The organism is Mycolicibacterium madagascariense (genome assembly GCF_010729665.1).
Classification (GTDB): domain Bacteria; phylum Actinomycetota; class Actinomycetes; order Mycobacteriales; family Mycobacteriaceae; genus Mycobacterium; species Mycobacterium madagascariense.
On sequence record NZ_AP022610.1, the window covers coordinates 5,323,349 to 5,339,080 of the forward strand.

The window sequence follows — 15,732 nt, forward strand, 5'->3', positions numbered from 1 at the left end:
CCGACAACCCGATTCGGGTCACCAACCGCGCGGTGGCACCGCACACCGACGATGGAGGCGACCCATGACGGACGACCACCCCACCAGCCACGCTCAGCTGTTCGACCTGACGGGGAAGTACGCGCTCGTCACCGGCGGCACCAGGGGCATCGGCATGATGATGGCGCGCGGGCTGCTGCAGGCCGGTGCCCGCGTCGTCATCAGCTCGCGCAAGGCCGATGCCTGTGCCGCCGCGCAGGAGCAGCTCGCGCCGTTCGGTGACGTCCGCGCGATCCCCGCCGACCTGTCGACGCACGACGAGTGCCGACGGCTCGCCGACCTCGTCACCGCCGACTCCGACGGCCTGCACATCCTGGTGAACAACGCGGGCGCCACCTGGGGCGAGCCGCTCGAGACGTTCCCGGATTCCGCGTGGGACAAGGTGATCGACCTGAACCTGAAGTCCCCGTTCTGGCTCGTGCAGGCGCTGCTGCCTGCGCTGCGCGCCGCGGGCACGGCCGACGACCCCGCCCGCGTCATCAACGTCGGCAGCATCGACGGCATCCACGTCAGCAAGCTGCCGGTGTACTCCTATGCCAGTAGCAAGGCGGGGCTGCACCAGCTGACCCGCATGCTCGCCCGCGAGCTGGGGCCGCAGCACGTCACGGTGAATGTCGTTGCGCCAGGCCCCTTTCCGTCCAAGATGATGGCGGCGACACTTGAGACGTTCGGCGATGCGATCGCCGCGTCGGCGCCGCTGCGCCGGATCGGCCGCGACGACGACATGGCCGGCATCGCGGTGTTCCTGGCGAGCCGCGCCGGCGCCTATCTCACCGGAACGGTCATCCCCGTCGACGGTGGCATCGCGACGACGGCGTCCGGCTAGCCACCCGCGCCATGGTCACCAGCGAACGGCGCGACGGCGTCGACCTGACGAACCTCGACGAGCCGCTGACCGAGGACGCGGGCGCGACCAAGCGCGATCTGGTGGACTATCTGGACGCCGTCGGCGATCGGCTGCTGCCGTGTCTGACCGGTCGTCCGCTGACCGTGCTGCGGGTGTTGCGCGGACGCGCACCCTTCATGCAGAAGAACGTGCCCAAGTACGCGCCCGACTGGCTGCGGACGGCGACCATCTGGGCCGAGGCGTCGCACCGCGAGGTGCACTACGCCCTGTGCGACGACCGCAGGACGCTGCTGTGGCTGGCCAATCAGCGGGCCGTCGAATACCACCCGACGCTCGGCCGCGCCGACGACGTCTACCGCCCGACGCACCTGATCCTCGACCTCGACCCGCCGGGCGACGACGACTTCGCGGCGGTGGTCGCGGTCGCCCACCTGGTGCGGCGGGCACTGTCCGACAGCGGGCTCGCCGGTGCCGTGAAGACCAGTGGTGCCAAGGGAATTCACGTCTTCGTCCCGATCGACGACGGGGCGCCGGTCGAGGACGTCGCCGCCGCCACCCGAGCGCTGGCGGCCCGCGCGGAGGCGCTCGACCCCGACCTCGCCACCACCGAGTTCATCGTCGAGGACCGCGGCGGCAAGGTGTTCGTGGACTCCACGCGCGCCGGTGGCGCGACCGTCGCGGCGGCCTACAGCCCGCGGCTGCGGCCCGGTCTGCCGGTGTCGTTCCCGCTGGAGTGGTCCGACCTCGACCGCGTCGACCCGCGCGACTTCACCGTGCACACCGCGCTGGACGCCCTCTCCGGCCGCGACCCCTGGGCCGCCACGATGCCGACGCCGCAGTCACTGCCCCGCGACCTCGTCGCCCAGGGGCACACCATCCCGGTCGCCCGCGTGGCCGCGATGCACGAGGGCAAGCGGCGCGCGCGGGCGAGACGCGATCAGTCGGCGACGTAGTACAGCCGCTTGTTGACGAACTCGTCCATCCCCAGCGGACCGAGTTCGCGTCCGAAGCCGCTGCGCTTGACGCCGCCGAAGGGCACCTCCTGGCCCTCGTTGGCCGGGGTGTTGACGTTGGACATGCCCGACTCGAGGCGCCGCGCGATCTTTTCCGCCCGCTGGGTGTCGGTGCTGAACACCGCGCCGCCGAGACCGTAGTCGGAGTCGTTGGCGAGGGTGAGTGCCTCGTCGTCGCTGCCGACCGAGTAGACCACCGCGACGGGGCCGAACAGTTCCTCGCGGTAGGCCCGCATCTCGGGGGTGACACCGGTCAGCACCGCGGGCGAGTAGTAGGCCGCGGGCCCGTCGACGAGCTCGCCGCCGGCGTGCAGCGTCGCGCCCTTGGAGACGGCGTCCTGCACCTGCTCGTGCAGCGTCTCCGCGGCCCGGCGCGACGACAGCGGCGCGAAGGTCCCCTCGGCGGCCTCCGCCGGATCGCCCGCCTTCAGGTTCTTGGCCCGCTCGACGAGCCGCTCGACGAAACCGTCGAAGATGTCGCTGCTGACGATCATCCGCTTGTTCGAGTTGCAGGCCTGGCCGGTGTTGCCAATCCTGGTGTCCCAGGCCAAGTCTGCCGAGGCCTTCACGTCGTCGCTGTCGAGTACGACGTAGGCGTCGGACCCGCCGAGCTCCAGCACGCACTTCTTGAGGTTGCGCCCCGCGATCGACGCCACGACCGATCCGGCCCGCTCGGAACCGGTCAGCGAGACGCCGACGATGCGGCGGTCACCGATGATGCCCTCGATCTGCTCGTAGGACGCGAACAGGTTCTGGTAGACGCCCCGCGGGACGCCCGCCTCGTCCATCAGCTCCTGGACGGCGAGCGCCGACTTCGGCACCGACTCGGCGTGCTTGAGCACGATGGTGTTGCCCAGCACCAGGTTTGGCGCCGCGAACCGCGCGATCTGGTAGAAGGGGTAGTTCCACGGCATGATGCCCAGCAGCGGCCCGATCGGTAGCTTCTGCACGAACGCCTTGCCCGGGGAGAACGTCTTGATCTCCTGATCGGCGGCCAGACCGGGGCCCTCGGTGGCGAAGTAGTCGAAGATGTCGCCGCAGAAGTCTGCCTCGTCGACGGCTTCGGGCAGCGGCTTGCCCATCTCTTCGGTCGCGATCGCACCCAGTCGTGAGGAGTGCTCCTTGAACAGCTCGCCCACGCGCTTGACGATCTTGGCCCGCTCGGTGATCGGCAGGTCCCGCCACGAGCGGTACGCCTCGTCGGACGAGGCGAGGATGGCTTCGACCTCCGCGTCGGTGGCGAAGTCGAACGACTCCCCCGGCTCACCGGTGGCGGGGTTGACCACCTGATACCTGGGCTGGGTCGAAACGGTCGCGGTCATGTGGGACCTTCCTGTGGCGGGTGTACGTCCCCAATCTAGTCATCCCGCAATGCGGTGGCAGCGCTTTGTCGTGTCGATCCGGCTCGGGCCGACGACGGCGAACTACGCTCGGCCGATGACGGGTCGGCAGCCGTGACGTCGAGCGCACCCGCACTCGACCTGCTGGTCCGGGTGGGGCTGGCCCTGCTGCTGGGCGTGCTGATCGGCGTCGAACGCCAGTGGCGAGCGCGCATGGCGGGCCTGCAGACCATGGCACTGGTCAGCATGGGCGCCGCACTGTTCCTCATCCTCGGCGCCTACTCGTTCCACGGCGACGGCGATCCCACCCGGGTCGCGGCCCAAATCGTCTCCGGCATCGGCTTTCTCGGCGCGGGCGTCATCATGAAGCAGGGCTCCTCGGTGACGGGCCTGAACACCGCCGCGACGCTGTGGGCCGCCGCGGCCGTGGGCGCACTCGCCGGAGCCTGGATGTGGCGGGAAGCCGTCACCGGGGCGATCGTCATCGTCACCGCCAACGGCCTGCTGTTCCCCCTGGCCTCGCGGATGGATCGCGCCCGGCTGTGGGGTGGGCGCGAGACCCATGCCGCCGACTACCTCGTCGAACTGCGCTGCGCCGACGACGCGGAGGCCCGTGTCCGAGCCGCCATTACCGGCGTGGTCAAAACCGCGGGCCTGCAACTGAATTCGCTGCGCTCGGAGACCACCAACGGGCTCGGCGAGGTGGTGGTGCGCGCCGAACTGTCGGCCGTCACCCGCGATGACGCCGCGCTCGAGGACGCGTTTCAGCCCGTGAACGCCGAACCCGGGGTCACGTCGTTCCTCTGGTCGGCCGAGGCGCCCCGGTCCGGCCGCTGAGCCCGGGCCGACCACGCGAACGCGAGGCAGGCCGTGGTGATCGACGTGCCCATCACGATGGCCAGCGGTACGGCGGTGTGTTCACCGCCGATGCCGACGAGCGGTGACACCAGCGCGCCGAGCCCGAACTGCAGCGCGCCGAGCACCGCCGAGGCCGATCCGGCGCCGTGGCTGACGGCGCCCAGAGCGAGCGCGGTGACGTTGCCGAACACCAGGCCGAGGCTGGCGACCGCCACCCACAGCGGGATGGCGAGCAGCCAGGCGGGCGCACCGGTCGCCACGATGATCCCGATCGCGGTCGTGGCCGCCAGGCACAGCGCGAGCCCGGACGCCGCGAGCGTGCGGACCGGTCGGCGACCGGCGAGGCGGGCCGATACGGCACTCATCCCGACGAGCCCAAGGGCGTTGGCGGCGAACGCCACTCCGTACTGGACCTGGGTGCAGCCCATCATCACCTGGTAGACGAACGGCGACGCCGAGATGTAGGCCATCATCGTCGCGAAGGCGAAGGCGAACGCCAGTGCGCTGCCCGCGAAGCCTCGCGACGCGAGCGCGCGCAGCGTGGAGGGCGACGACCGGCGGGCGGTTCGGGCGGCGGCTCGGCGAGCCGCGGTGTGGGTCTCGCGGACCACCGTCACCACGCCCACGAACATCGCCGCGACCAGACCGAAGACCACCCACAGCACACCCCGCCAGCCGAGGGGGGCGACGAGGAGGCTGCCGAGTACCGGTGCGATGACGGGCGCCGCGCCTCCGACGATCATCATCAGGCTGAACGCCCGGGCGGCGGCGGCGCCGACCGCGAGGTCGGAGATGACCGCCCTGCCGATGACCATGCCCGCCGCGCCCGTGATGCCCTGCGCGAACCGGGCGGCGACGAGCACCTCGACCGTCGGCGCCAGCGCGGTGGCGGCACTGGCCGCCAGGCACAGCAGCGACCCGACGACCAGGGGCGGCAGCCGTCCGAACCGGTCGGACAGTGGGCCGAACACCAACTGCCCGAGGGCGATTCCCACCAGGAAGGCGGTCAGCGTCAGCTGGATCGAGGTCGCCGTGGCCCCGAGGTCGGTGGTCATGAGCGGAAACGCGGACAGGTAGAGGTCGGTGGCGAACGGGGCGACGGCCGACAGCAGCGCCAGGACGATCAGGAGCGGTCCGCGCACGGCGGACGTGCGCTGCGGCGGGTCGGCGAGACGCTCCATGGCCTCGGCATCGTCGTCGACGAAATTGCTGTGCGTATCCAACGTGAATCCTCAGTTAGCTATTTTTCGATAACTATATCTTCATAGCTAGCTGCGGTAAAGTCGAGGCCATGAACCGCTCCGCCGTCACCGAGACGGCACTGGCCGACTTCGCCGATGCGATCATGGGCGCCGCCCGCGTCATCCGTTCGTGGGACCAGGCCTCCGACACCGTCGTTCCGCTGTCGGTGACCGAGGCCGCCGTGCTCGAATACGTCGACCGCCATCCGGGCTGCCGGCCCAGCGACGTCGCCCACGACATGCGCATGCGCACCAGCAATTTCAGCGCCGCCCTGCGCGCGCTGGAGAAGCACGAATTCGTGGAGCGCCGCAGCGATCCCTCCGACGGACGCACCGTCAACCTCTACGTCACCGCGCTGGCCGCCCGCGACATCGCCGTCGTCCGCGGCCGGCGGGCCGCGCTGCTGGCCGACGCGCTCGGCCCCGACCCCGCGGGCCTCGACGCCGCCAGGGCGCTGCTCGACCGCCTCAGGCAGACCTAGCGACGCTCATCGCGCCATCGCGGCGACGATCTGGTCGTGGGTGAACGGCATGCTCCGCACCCGGACGCCGATCGCGTCGTGGATCGCGTTGGCGATGGCGCCTGCGGTCGGCCCCTGTGCGGTCTCGCGGACGCCGAGTGACGGGTGGCCGTCATGGGGCAGCAGTTCCACGTCGACGGCGGGCACCTCGGAGAAGCGCAGGATCGGATAGGTCTCCCACGTGTCGCTGACGACGTCGCGGTCGTCGAACCGGACGCGTTCCTTCAGCGCCCAGCTCGTCGCCTGGATGGCGCCGCCCTCGACCTGGTTCGCCGCGCCGTCGGGATTGATCACCAGCCCGGCGTCGACGGCGATGGTCAACCGGCGGACCCGCACCCGGGTGGTCGCCTCCACCTCGGCGACCACGGCGCAGTAGGCGCTGCTGTTCTTGTAGCGGGCGTAGCCGAATCCGCGCCCGACCGCATCCCCGGTCAGCGGTGTGCCCCATCCGGAGCGAGCTGCCGCAGCCTCGACCACCGCGCGCCCCCGCTCGTCGTCCAGGTGGGCGAGACGATATTCGACGGGGTCGCGGCCCGCCGCCACGGCGAGCTCGTCCATGAAGGACTCGATCGCGAAGACGTTGACGAACGCACCGAGCGAGCGCAGCGCCGAGGTCCGCAGCGGCATGACCGTTAGCCGGTGGTTCACGACGCGGAAGCAGGGAAATGCGTACCCGGGCACCAGATTTCGGCTCGCACCGCCGCCGTGGGCCAGCGGCGGTTCGCCTGCCGCGGCGATCGGCTCGCCACCCTCGCGGTGACTGGCCGCGAGCAGGCCGACGGTCGCGACGAAGCCGGGTCGCGTGACGTGCCCGTTGCCCCAGACGTCGTGGCGCCACGACGTCACCGCGCCGTCGTCGTCGACCTCCGCGGCGATCCTGACCGCGGCGGCGGGACCGAAGGGCGCCCAGCCGAGTTCGTCGGGCCGCGACCACACCACCTGTACCGGGCGTCCGGGGACCGCCTGCGCCAGCAGTGCCGCATCGAGGGCGACGTCGTCGGCGCCGTTGTGGCCGTAGCAGCCCGCCCCCTCGACGTGCTGAACCGAGATGCTGGCCTCGTCGATCCCCAACGCCCGCGCCAACTCTCGGCGCAGCACGTATACGCCCTGACTCTGGGTCCACACGTGCAGGCGCGAGGCGCCGTCGGCAACATCATTCACCGCGGTCGCGCTGGACGGTCCCAGTGACGCGTGCGCCAGATAGGGCCGGTCGTAGCGCGCTTCGTGAAAACCCTTGCCGGAGGCAGGGTCTGGATCGTCTGAACCGGTCTCGGCGACGACGGTGGTCTCGGCGGGCGCCGTGGTCAGGAAGTCGACGAGGCGCGTCTCGTCGGGCAGCGACGCCTGCTCGCGCCACCGCGCACCGGCGCGCAACCGCTCCACCGCGACCAGCACCACCTCCTCGCGGTCGGCCACGACGCCGAGGAAGTCGCCGTCGCGGACGACCGCCATCACGCCGGGAAGCGCGCGGGTCGGCGCCTCGTCCACCGACAGCAGCGTCGCCCCGCGCGACGGGGGCCGCACCACGCGGCCGTACGCCATGCCGGGCAGGGCGAGGTCGTGCACGAAACGCGCTCGCGGAGCGAGCTTGTCGGGCAGGTCGACGCGCGGAGCGTCGGTGCCGACGATCCGGTAGGACGACACCGGCTTCGTCGGGGCGAGCCCGGTCACGGGCCGGTCGAGGAGACCGTCCCCGGCGAGCTCGGGATAGGTCAGTCGGCGGCCGTCCGGCGCCGACACCGCGCCGTCGGCGGCCACGAGCAGGTCTCCGGGCAGGCCCCACCGGTGCGCGGCCGCCTCGATCAGCAGCGCGCGGGCCTCGGCGGCCGCCATCCGGACGGCGGCCCCGGAGTGCTGGATCGACAGGCTGCCCGCGGTGTACCCCTCGTCGGGGCTCGAGCCGGTCGACGTGGCCACCGCGCGCATCCGGTCGAGACCGACGTCGAGCTCCTCGGCGGCGATCTGGATCAGCGCCGTCGACACACCCTGTCCGAGTTCGACCTTGCCAGAACGCAATTCGATCGAGCCATCGGGCAGCACCGTCAGCCAGTCGCTCACCCGGGGATTGGCCAGAATGGAGGGCGGCAGGTCCCTGCCGAGCTCGAGGGTCATCGTCGGCCACCCGCCCGCAGCGCCGCGGCGGCCGACAGCACCGCCCGCACGATCCGGTTGTGCGCACCGCACCGGCACAGGTTGTCGTCGAGCGCCTCGCGCACCTCGTCGTCCGTCGGGTCGGGGTTGCGGTCCAGCAGCGCCGCGGCCGAGACGACGATCCCGGACGTGCAGTACCCGCACTGCGCGGCCTGGCCCGCCACGATGGCCTGCGCGACGGGATGCGGCCGCCCCGGGGGACTCAGCCCCTCGACCGTGACGACCTTGCGCTCCCCCACCGCGCCGACCGGGGTGTCGCAGGAGTAGGTCGGGCGCCCGTCGATGAGCACCAGGCACGATCCGCACAGCGCCAGCCCGCAACCGAACCGCGTGCCGGTCAGGCCGAGATGGTTGCGCAGCACGTACAGCAGGTCGGTGTCCGGCTCGGTGGTGACCACCGCGCGGTGGCCGTTCACCGAGATCGCCACCGGCGCCGGTTCGTCGCTCATCGGCGGTTCCTGGTCCTCGTGGGCGTGCGCACCGTTCCATCGTCCCCGCGTTCGCGTCGCTGGGCCACCGCCCGTCCGCCGACGAAGTCCAGGAACGCGGCGGCGCTCGGCGCCAGCGGCCGATCCGCCGCCCAGACCAGCCCGATGCGCCGCTCGGCGGCCGGGCGCAGCGCGATCTCGACGGCGTCTGGCGACGGCCCGGGATCGGCGGGGGGCACGACGGCCACGCCGAGGCCCGCGGCGACCAGCCCGCGCACCGTGTCGACCTCCTCGCCCTCGAACGCCAGGGCGGGCGTGAAGCCGGCCGCGCCGGCGAGCTCGTCGACGATTGCCCGCAACCCGTAGCCGGGCTTCATGCCGATGAACTGTTCGTCGGCCAGCTCGGCCATCCGGACGTAGGACCGTCCGGCCAGCGGGTGCTCGGCGGGGACCAGCACGACGAGGTGCTGGGTGTCCAGGACGAGCACGCCGAACTCGTCCGACGCCGGCAGGGGTGCGGTCATCGCCAGGTCGGCGCGGCCGTGCCGGACGTGGTCGAGCAGGTCTTCGTGGGCGCCCTGCACCAGCGTGAACCGCACCCGCGGATGCTTCCGACGGAACGCGCGCAGCTGGTCGGGCACGCGGCGCTCGCCCATGGTGTGCAGGAACGCCAGCACCACGCGGCCGCGTTCGGGGTCGGCCTCCTGCTCGGCCTGCCGCAGACCCGCGGACAGCTCGGCCATCGCCCGGCCCGCGGCGTCGGCGAGGCAGGCGCCGGCCGGGGTGAGCCGCACCCGGCGGCCATCGGGGACGAGCAGCGGGGTGCCCAGCGCCTCGGACAGGGCGGCCAGCCAGCGGCTCGCGGTCGGCTGCGGCACGCCCGCGGCCGCCGCGGCCCTGGTCAGGTTGCCGTCCGCGGCCAGCGCGGACAGCAGCGCAACCCGCGGCGCCAGCCGGGTCAACGGTGTCGGCTCGCCCACATCGGCCACCGCGCCCTCCCCTCTCGTCGCTGGTCGGACCACATCCATTCACCAACGAATCGATTTCTGATCCTAGCTGCATTGGACGCATCAATCGCGACGGTCCTAGCGTCGATCCGTGACCGTCATCGCCCACCCGGACGCCGCCCACCGCCGCGGCTCACCCGCGTTCCGCCGCATCACCGTCGCGCTGTTCTGCGCCGGGCTGTCCACGTTCACCGCCCTGTACGCCGTGCAGGCCGTCCTGCCGGCGCTCAGTACGTCGTTCGGCCTGTCCCCCACCGAGGCCAGCCTCGCGGTGTCCGTCGCGACCGGCGCGCTGGCGATCGGCGTGCTGCCGCTCACCGCGCTGTCCGACATCGTCGGGCGCACCACGGTCATGACCGTCTCGCTGTTCAGCAGCGCGGCCCTGTCGGTGCTGGTCGCGCTGAGCCCCAACTTCACGGTGCTGCTGGTGCTACGCGTCGCGGAAGGCGTGGCGCTGGCCGGCATTCAGGCCGTCGCGATGTCCTACCTGGCCGAGGAACTGCATCGCGAGTCGCTCGGCTCGGCGATGGGGCTCTACGTCGCGGGCACCGGACTGGGTGGCATGACGGGGCGGCTGGTGGGCGCCCTCGTCGACGACGTCGCGGGCTGGCGCTGGGCGCTGGGCACCACCGCGCTGATAACCCTTTTGTGCGCCATCGCCTTTCGCGTCACGATCGTGGCGTCGGCGCGCTTTCAGCCGCGGCCGCCGCGGGTCCGCGAACTCGCCGGCTCCATCGGCCGCGCCCTGACCGATCTCGGACTGCTCGGGCTGTTCGCGGCCGGCTTCCTGCTGATGAGCTGCTTCGTCACGGTCTACAACTTCCTCGGCTACCGGCTGCTCGGACCGGGCTTCGCGCTGTCGGGCACCGTGGTGGGCCTCGTCTTCGGGGTGTACCTCGCCGGCGTGATCTCCTCGGCGTTCATCGGCCGGATGGTCGACCGCTTCGGCCGGCCGTCCATGCTGATCGTCACGGCGGCGACCACCCTGGCGGGAATCCTGTTGTTGGGCATGGGAAGTCTGGCCGCGGTGATCGTCGGGCTGATCGTCACCACGGGCGGGTTCTTCGCCGCGCACTCGGTCGCCAGCAGCTGGGTCAGCGCCCGGTCCGCCGTGCTGCACGTGCAGGGCTCCTCGGTGTACGTGCTGTTCTACTACCTCGGTTCCAGCGTCGGCGGCACCGTGGGCGGACTGGTGTTCTCGGCGCACGGCTGGACGGGCGTCACCTACTACACGGCCGCCCTGGTGGCCACCGTCCTCGTCGTCGCCGTCCTGCTGCGCGGACTGCTCGGCCGACGAGCGACCGCGACCGCCTGACCCCGCCTGCCAGACTGGTCGCATGGTCGACACCCTCCACGACACCGATCGCCGCGGCTTCGCCAGCGACAACTACGCGGGCGTGCACCCGGAGGTGCTGCAGGCGCTCGCGGCGGCCAACGGCGGTCATCAAGCCGCCTATGGAGCGGACGCCTACACCGCGCGGCTGCGGGAGTTCGTCGTCGCCGAATTCGGTGCTGCCGCAGAGGTGTATCCCGTCTTCAACGGCACCGGCGCCAACGTCGTCGCCCTCACCGCGGCGCTGCCCCGCTGGGGTGCGGTGATCACGACGGCGACGGCGCACGTCCACAACGACGAGGGCGGTGCCCCCGAGCGGGTCAGCGGACTCAAGCTGCTCGTGGTGGCGAGCCCCGACGGCAAGCTCACCCCAGAGCTGATCGCGACGCAAGCATGGGGCTGGGGCGACGAGCACCGCGCGCAGCCGCTGGCGGTCAGCATCACTCAGAGCACCGAACTGGGCACGCTGTACACCCCCGCCGAGGTGCGCGCGATCGCCGACTTCGCGCACGACCGCGGGATGGCGGTGCACATGGACGGTGCCCGCATCTGGAATGCCGCAGCCGCCCTTGGCGTCTCGCTGGGCGAGTTCACCTCGGCGGCGGGCGTCGACGTCCTCACCCTCGGCGGCACGAAGAACGGACTGCTCGGCGCGGAGGCCATCGTCGTGATCGATCCCCAGCGCGTGACCGGGCTGCACTACCTGCGCAAGCTCAGCATGCAGCTCGCCAGCAAGATGCGGTTCCTCAGCGCCCAGCTGGTGACCCTCTTCGAGGACGACCTCGGCCTGCGCTCGGCCGCCACCGCGAACGCCATGGCCACCCGTCTGCGGCGCGCGCTCGACGACGGTGTCGCGACGGGCGACATCGCCCACCTGTCGTTCAGCCAGCCGACGCAGGCCAACGCCGTCTTCGCGACGCTGCCCAACGCGGCCGCCGACCGCATCAGGGAGCGGGTGCGGTTCTACGACTGGGACCGTGCCGCGGGTCAGGTGCGCTGGATGTGCGCCTGGGACACCACCGAGGCCGACGTCGACGGGTTCGTCACCGCGATCCGCGAGGAACTCGCCCGCGAGGGCTGAGCCGAGGGTGACCGGCGCGGCAGCGTCACGGTGAACGTGCTGCCGGTGCCAGGGCCGTCGCTGTCGGCGGTGATGCTGCCACCGTGCCCGTCGACGAGGGCCTTGGCGATCGCTAGGCCGATGCCCGCGCCGCCATGGCCGCGATCCCGGGCCGCGTCGACGCGGTAGAACCGGTCGAAGACCCACGCCAGATGCTCGGCCGGGATGCCGTCCCCGGTGTCGGACACCGTGACCACGACGTCGTCGTCGGTGGCGCGCGCGGCGACCACGACGGAGCCCCCGCTCGGGGTGTGGCGCAGCGCGTTGTCGAGCAGGTTGGTGAAGACCTGCCCCAGCCGCATCGAATCCGCCCACACGTCGGGCAGATCGGGGGCGAGGCTCGACTGCAGGGCCACGCCCTTGGCCCGATAGCGCGGCGCCAACGCGGTGGTCGCCGTGCCGAGCAGCTCGGACGGCGACACCCGGCGCGCGTCGATGTCGGTGGCGCGGTGCTCGGCGTCCGACAGCGCACCGACGTCGACGCTGAAGCGCGTCAGCCGACGGGACTGGTCGCGCAGCACGGCGATCACCTCGGCGTCCAGCGGCTTGACCCCGTCCTCGAGCGCCTCGAGGTAGGCCTCGAGAACCGCTACGGGAGTGCGGATTTCGTGCGCCAGGTCGGCGAGCATCTGCCTGCGGCCGAGCTCGACGTGGCCGAGGCGGCGCGCCATCGTGTTGAACGCGGTGGCGATCTCGTCGAACTCCCGGCCCAGCCGCGTCGGCGACACCTGCACGTCGTAGTGACCGTCGGCGATGACCGTGGCGGCCTCGGCGAGCTCGCTGGCCGATCGATGCACGCGCCTACTCAGGTACCAGCTCAACGCCAGCGCGGCCACCGCCGACACCGCCAGCGCCGTGCCGACCGACAGCGCGGTCGCCCGCTCGAAGGCCCGCTGATAGGGATGGTCGCCCCTGGCTCCCGGCTGTACGGCCCGGTCCATCAACCGCTGGAACATCGGCGGACCCACGAGCGCGGCGACGACGACCGTGGTCGCGAAGCTGGCCATCACTACGATCGAATTCGCCGCCAGCAGACGCATTCTGATGCCGAAGCGGGCCATCAGCCCCTCCCCATCCGATAGCCCACGCCGCGCACCGTGGTGACGAAGCGGGGCTGGGCGGGATCCTCGCCGAGCTTGCGCCGCAGATGCCCGACGTGCACGTCGACGATGTTGTCGTTGCCGACCCAGTGGTCACCCCAGACGAGGTCGATGAGTTGACGCCGGCCGAGCACCTTGCCCGGCCGGGCCGAGAGCGCGTCCAGCAGATCGAATTCCGTTCTGGTCAAGTCGATCTCAGCGTCGTCGAGGCGCACCTCGCGTCCCTCCACGTCGATGCTCAGCGCGCCGATCCGCCGCGGCGGCGTGGGGTCCGCCGCGGCCTGGCCGTCGGTCGCCGGACGACGCGGCCGTCGCAGCATCGCGTGAATCCGGGCCACCAGCTCGCGCGGACTGAACGGCTTGGTGAGGTAATCGTCGGCGCCGACGGACAATCCGACGACGGTGTCGACCTCGGTGTCGCGCGCGGTCAGCACGAGCACGTAGGCATCGGAGAACATCCGCAGCCGGCGGCACACCTCGAAACCATCGATGCCGGGCAGTCCCACGTCGAGCACCACCACGTCGGGGTCGACCGTCTGTGCCAGCGCGAGCGCCTCGAGCCCGTCGCGGGCCGCGTGCACCTCGAAGCCCTCACGCCGCAGGTAGCTGCCCACGATCTCGGTCAGCGGAGCCTCGTCGTCGACCACGAGGGCGCGGCGAGTGGGTGCGCCGGGGTCGTCCATGCCTCCATGATGCACGCCGCGGCGCCCCCCGCCCGGCGATGCGGACCCCGGGCGCAGATCGTTAACGGATCTTCAGAATTCGACCAAGAAACCGTCGTCTCGGGCGCCGAAGGTGAACGTCGACGGAGCTCATCGGGAGCCTCCGACGACGAAGGGGAACCACCATGACGATCACCGCGAAGCGCATCCTTCCCGGGCTGGCCGTGGCGCTGACGGGCGCCGCGATCGTGCTGGCACCGATCGCGGGGGCCGAGTCGAGCCCACTGGTGCCCTTCGGCACCAACCCCCACGTGGGTCCGTCGGTCGGCCTTCACACCGACGACCAGGACGAGGTCAACACCACCGCCGGCATCGTCGACCTGCCCTTCTGACCGCAGAATGCACCCATCGAGTCAGCACCACGCGAATGGAGGCGGGGCCTTGTCGAACGACGCCGAACCGAGGGACACCTCGAGTCCGACCATCAACCGTCGGCACGCGCTCGTCGGGCTGGCCGCCGCCACGGGCGTGGCGGCGGTCGGCGGGGCGGGCGTCGCCGAGGCATCGGGTTGGTTCGACACGCAGCGGCTGACGTCGTCGCGGTTCACCGACAGGTTCGAGCAGCTCTACGGCAGGCACGACGGGTTCCGCCGCAATCACGCGAAGGGTCTCGCCGCCACCGGCACCTTCGCGAGCAGCGGCGCGGGCGCGGAGGTGTCGAAGGCCGCGATCCTCGGTCGCGGCACCGTCCCCGTGGTCGCCCGCTTCTCGATGTCGGGCAGCGTGCCCGACGCCGCGGATCAGCCGGGCACCGTCCGCGGGCTGGGCATCCTGTTCGAGCATCCGGACGGCGACCAGTGGCGGACCGCGATGGTCAACCTGCCGGTGTTCCCCGACAGCACGCCGCAGGGCTTCTACGACCGCCTCCTCGCATCCGTGCCCGACCCCGCGACCGGCAAGCCCGTCCCGTCGGCGATGTCGGCGTTCCTCGCCAAGCATCCGGAGACGGTGGCCGCGATGGCGGCGATCAGGGCCTCCCCGCCCAGCACCGGCTTCGCCGACAGCACCTTCCGCGGGCTCAACGCCTTCCTCGCGACCAACGCCGCGGGAGCGACGGTGCCCATCCGGTGGGCCGCCGTGCCCGTCGACCCAATTGCCAGCGCGCCCTTGCCCACTGGCCCGCCCGATGCCCTGTTCGACGCGCTCATCGAACGGGTCGAGCGCGGGCCGGTCAGCTGGCGGCTGCTGCTGACGGTCGCGCAGCCCGGCGATCCGACCCACGACGCGACCCTGGCGTGGCCGGCGCCGCGGCGCACCATCGACGCCGGGCTCATCACGATCGACGCCGTCGCGACGGAGGCGCCAGGCAACGCCCGCGACGTGAACTTCGACCCGTTGATCCTGCCCGCCGGTCTCGGCGCATCGGACGATCCCTTGCCCCGCGCGCGGTCGGCCGTGTACGCCAGATCCTTCGAGCGACGCTCGCGAGAACCCAAGTCGCCCAGCCGCGTCGACGTCGCGGAGGTGAACCATGGTCACTGAGACCCCCGTCGCGACGCAGAAGTTCACGCTGGCCTCGCGATTGCTGCACTGGTCGATGGCGGCCATGGTGATCGGGCAGTTCTTCCTCGGGGTGACCATGGTGACCGCGCTGGTCTACTACCCACTGCTGCTGGCCATTCACCGCGTGCTCGGCATCGCCATCCTGGTGTTCGCCGTGGTGCGGTTGGTCAATCGGGCCCGGCACCACCCGCCCCCGTTCCTGACGACGATGAGTCGCACGGAACGTCGGGTCGCCACGTGGTCCGAGCGATTGATGTACGCGCTGCTGATCGTGCAACCTCTGGTCGGCTGGGCCATGATCTCGGCGACCGACTCCCCGGTCACGCTGGTGGGTTCGCTGCACCTGCCGGGGATCGCGCCGTCCGGTCTGGCGCTCTACGCCGTGCTGCGGACCGCCCACACCGTGCTGGCCTACCTACTGTTCGCGACCTTCACCGCACACGTGTGCGCGGTGGTGTTCCACACCGTCGGTCTGCGCGACGGTCTGCTCCGTCGGATGACGTGATGGG

At 71.6% G+C, this 15,732-nt stretch carries 16 protein-coding genes; 9 read left to right on the forward strand and 7 right to left on the reverse strand.

All coding sequences use genetic code 11. The features are described from left to right. The first annotated feature begins 64 nt into the window (after window positions 1-64). Window positions 65-865, forward strand: coding sequence for an SDR family oxidoreductase (locus tag G6N60_RS25270; protein ID WP_163742488.1), 801 nt, complete (start codon window positions 65-67; stop codon window positions 863-865). Window positions 866-876: 11 nt separating this feature from the next. Beyond that, entirely contained in the window at window positions 877-1,839 is a 963-nt protein-coding gene (locus tag G6N60_RS25275) for a DNA polymerase domain-containing protein (RefSeq protein WP_163742491.1), read from the forward strand. On the opposite strand, the gene G6N60_RS25280 is transcribed toward G6N60_RS25275, so the two are convergent. Beyond that, a complete protein-coding gene (locus G6N60_RS25280; protein ID WP_163742494.1) occupies window positions 1,824-3,221 on the reverse strand; it encodes an NAD-dependent succinate-semialdehyde dehydrogenase in 1,398 nt (465 codons plus the stop codon). The genes G6N60_RS25275 and G6N60_RS25280 overlap by 16 nt on opposite strands. 132 nt (window positions 3,222-3,353) lie before the next feature. On the opposite strand from G6N60_RS25280, the gene G6N60_RS25285 reads away from it, so the two are divergent. Continuing rightward, window positions 3,354-4,076, forward strand: coding sequence for an MgtC/SapB family protein (locus G6N60_RS25285; protein WP_163742496.1), 723 nt, complete (start codon window positions 3,354-3,356; stop codon window positions 4,074-4,076). On the opposite strand, the gene G6N60_RS25290 is transcribed toward G6N60_RS25285, so the two are convergent. Further along, window positions 4,004-5,320 (reverse strand): multidrug effflux MFS transporter, encoded by a 1,317-nt coding sequence (locus G6N60_RS25290; protein WP_308206245.1) that lies wholly within the window; start codon window positions 5,318-5,320, stop codon window positions 4,004-4,006. The two genes, G6N60_RS25285 and G6N60_RS25290, sit on opposite strands and share 73 nt — an antisense overlap. Window positions 5,321-5,388: 68 nt before the next feature. Here G6N60_RS25290 and G6N60_RS25295 point away from each other — a divergent pair, with 68 nt between their 5' ends. Further along, a complete protein-coding gene (locus tag G6N60_RS25295; RefSeq protein ID WP_163742500.1) occupies window positions 5,389-5,820 on the forward strand; it encodes a MarR family winged helix-turn-helix transcriptional regulator in 432 nt (143 codons plus the stop codon). A 6-nt stretch (window positions 5,821-5,826) separates the two neighbouring features. Here the strand turns inward: G6N60_RS25295 and G6N60_RS25300 are convergent, their stop codons facing one another. The 3 genes from G6N60_RS25300 to G6N60_RS25310 are packed head-to-tail and all read right to left on the reverse strand — an operon-like array spanning window position 5,827 to window position 9,427. Beyond that, the gene (locus tag G6N60_RS25300; protein ID WP_163742503.1) at window positions 5,827-7,971 is read right to left on the reverse strand and encodes a xanthine dehydrogenase family protein molybdopterin-binding subunit; all 2,145 of its coding nucleotides are present in this window, start codon (window positions 7,969-7,971) and stop codon (window positions 5,827-5,829) included. Beyond that, window positions 7,968-8,459, reverse strand: coding sequence for a (2Fe-2S)-binding protein (locus G6N60_RS25305; protein ID WP_163742505.1), 492 nt, complete (start codon window positions 8,457-8,459; stop codon window positions 7,968-7,970). Before G6N60_RS25305 ends, G6N60_RS25300 begins: the two co-directional genes overlap by 4 nt. Then, on the reverse strand, window positions 8,456-9,427 hold the full coding sequence (locus tag G6N60_RS25310) for a LysR family transcriptional regulator (RefSeq protein ID WP_220100375.1): 972 nt from the start codon (window positions 9,425-9,427) through the stop codon (window positions 8,456-8,458). The genes G6N60_RS25305 and G6N60_RS25310 overlap by 4 nt, the downstream gene beginning before the upstream one ends. Window positions 9,428-9,536: 109 nt before the next feature. Between G6N60_RS25310 and G6N60_RS25315 the strand changes: the two genes are divergently transcribed. Both G6N60_RS25315 and G6N60_RS25320 read left to right on the forward strand, forming a co-directional pair. Beyond that, a complete protein-coding gene (locus G6N60_RS25315) occupies window positions 9,537-10,760 on the forward strand; it encodes an MFS transporter (RefSeq protein ID WP_197746965.1) in 1,224 nt (407 codons plus the stop codon). Between the two features lie 22 nt (window positions 10,761-10,782). After that, a complete protein-coding gene (locus G6N60_RS25320; protein ID WP_163742511.1) occupies window positions 10,783-11,859 on the forward strand; it encodes a threonine aldolase family protein in 1,077 nt (358 codons plus the stop codon). On the opposite strand, the gene G6N60_RS25325 is transcribed toward G6N60_RS25320, so the two are convergent. Together G6N60_RS25325 and G6N60_RS25330 are read right to left on the reverse strand one after the other, a co-directional pair. Further along, on the reverse strand, window positions 11,766-12,959 hold the full coding sequence (locus tag G6N60_RS25325; RefSeq protein WP_163742514.1) for a sensor histidine kinase: 1,194 nt from the start codon (window positions 12,957-12,959) through the stop codon (window positions 11,766-11,768). The genes G6N60_RS25320 and G6N60_RS25325 overlap by 94 nt on opposite strands. Continuing rightward, window positions 12,959-13,681: a response regulator gene (locus G6N60_RS25330; protein WP_163742517.1), complete on the reverse strand. Its 723-nt coding sequence runs from the start codon at window positions 13,679-13,681 to the stop codon at window positions 12,959-12,961. Before G6N60_RS25330 ends, G6N60_RS25325 begins: the two co-directional genes overlap by 1 nt. A gap of 164 nt (window positions 13,682-13,845) precedes the next feature. Between G6N60_RS25330 and G6N60_RS25335 the strand changes: the two genes are divergently transcribed. From G6N60_RS25335 to G6N60_RS25345, 3 genes are read left to right on the forward strand one after another with little or no spacing between them, the layout of a single operon-like run. After that, window positions 13,846-14,052: a hypothetical protein gene (locus G6N60_RS25335; RefSeq protein WP_163742520.1), complete on the forward strand. Its 207-nt coding sequence runs from the start codon at window positions 13,846-13,848 to the stop codon at window positions 14,050-14,052. 7 nt (window positions 14,053-14,059) lie between these two features. Further along, window positions 14,060-15,202: a catalase family peroxidase gene (locus G6N60_RS25340; RefSeq protein WP_163742523.1), complete on the forward strand. Its 1,143-nt coding sequence runs from the start codon at window positions 14,060-14,062 to the stop codon at window positions 15,200-15,202. Continuing rightward, window positions 15,192-15,728: a cytochrome b gene (locus tag G6N60_RS25345; protein ID WP_163742526.1), complete on the forward strand. Its 537-nt coding sequence runs from the start codon at window positions 15,192-15,194 to the stop codon at window positions 15,726-15,728. The genes G6N60_RS25340 and G6N60_RS25345 overlap by 11 nt, the downstream gene beginning before the upstream one ends. Window positions 15,729-15,732: the final 4 nt, after the last annotated feature.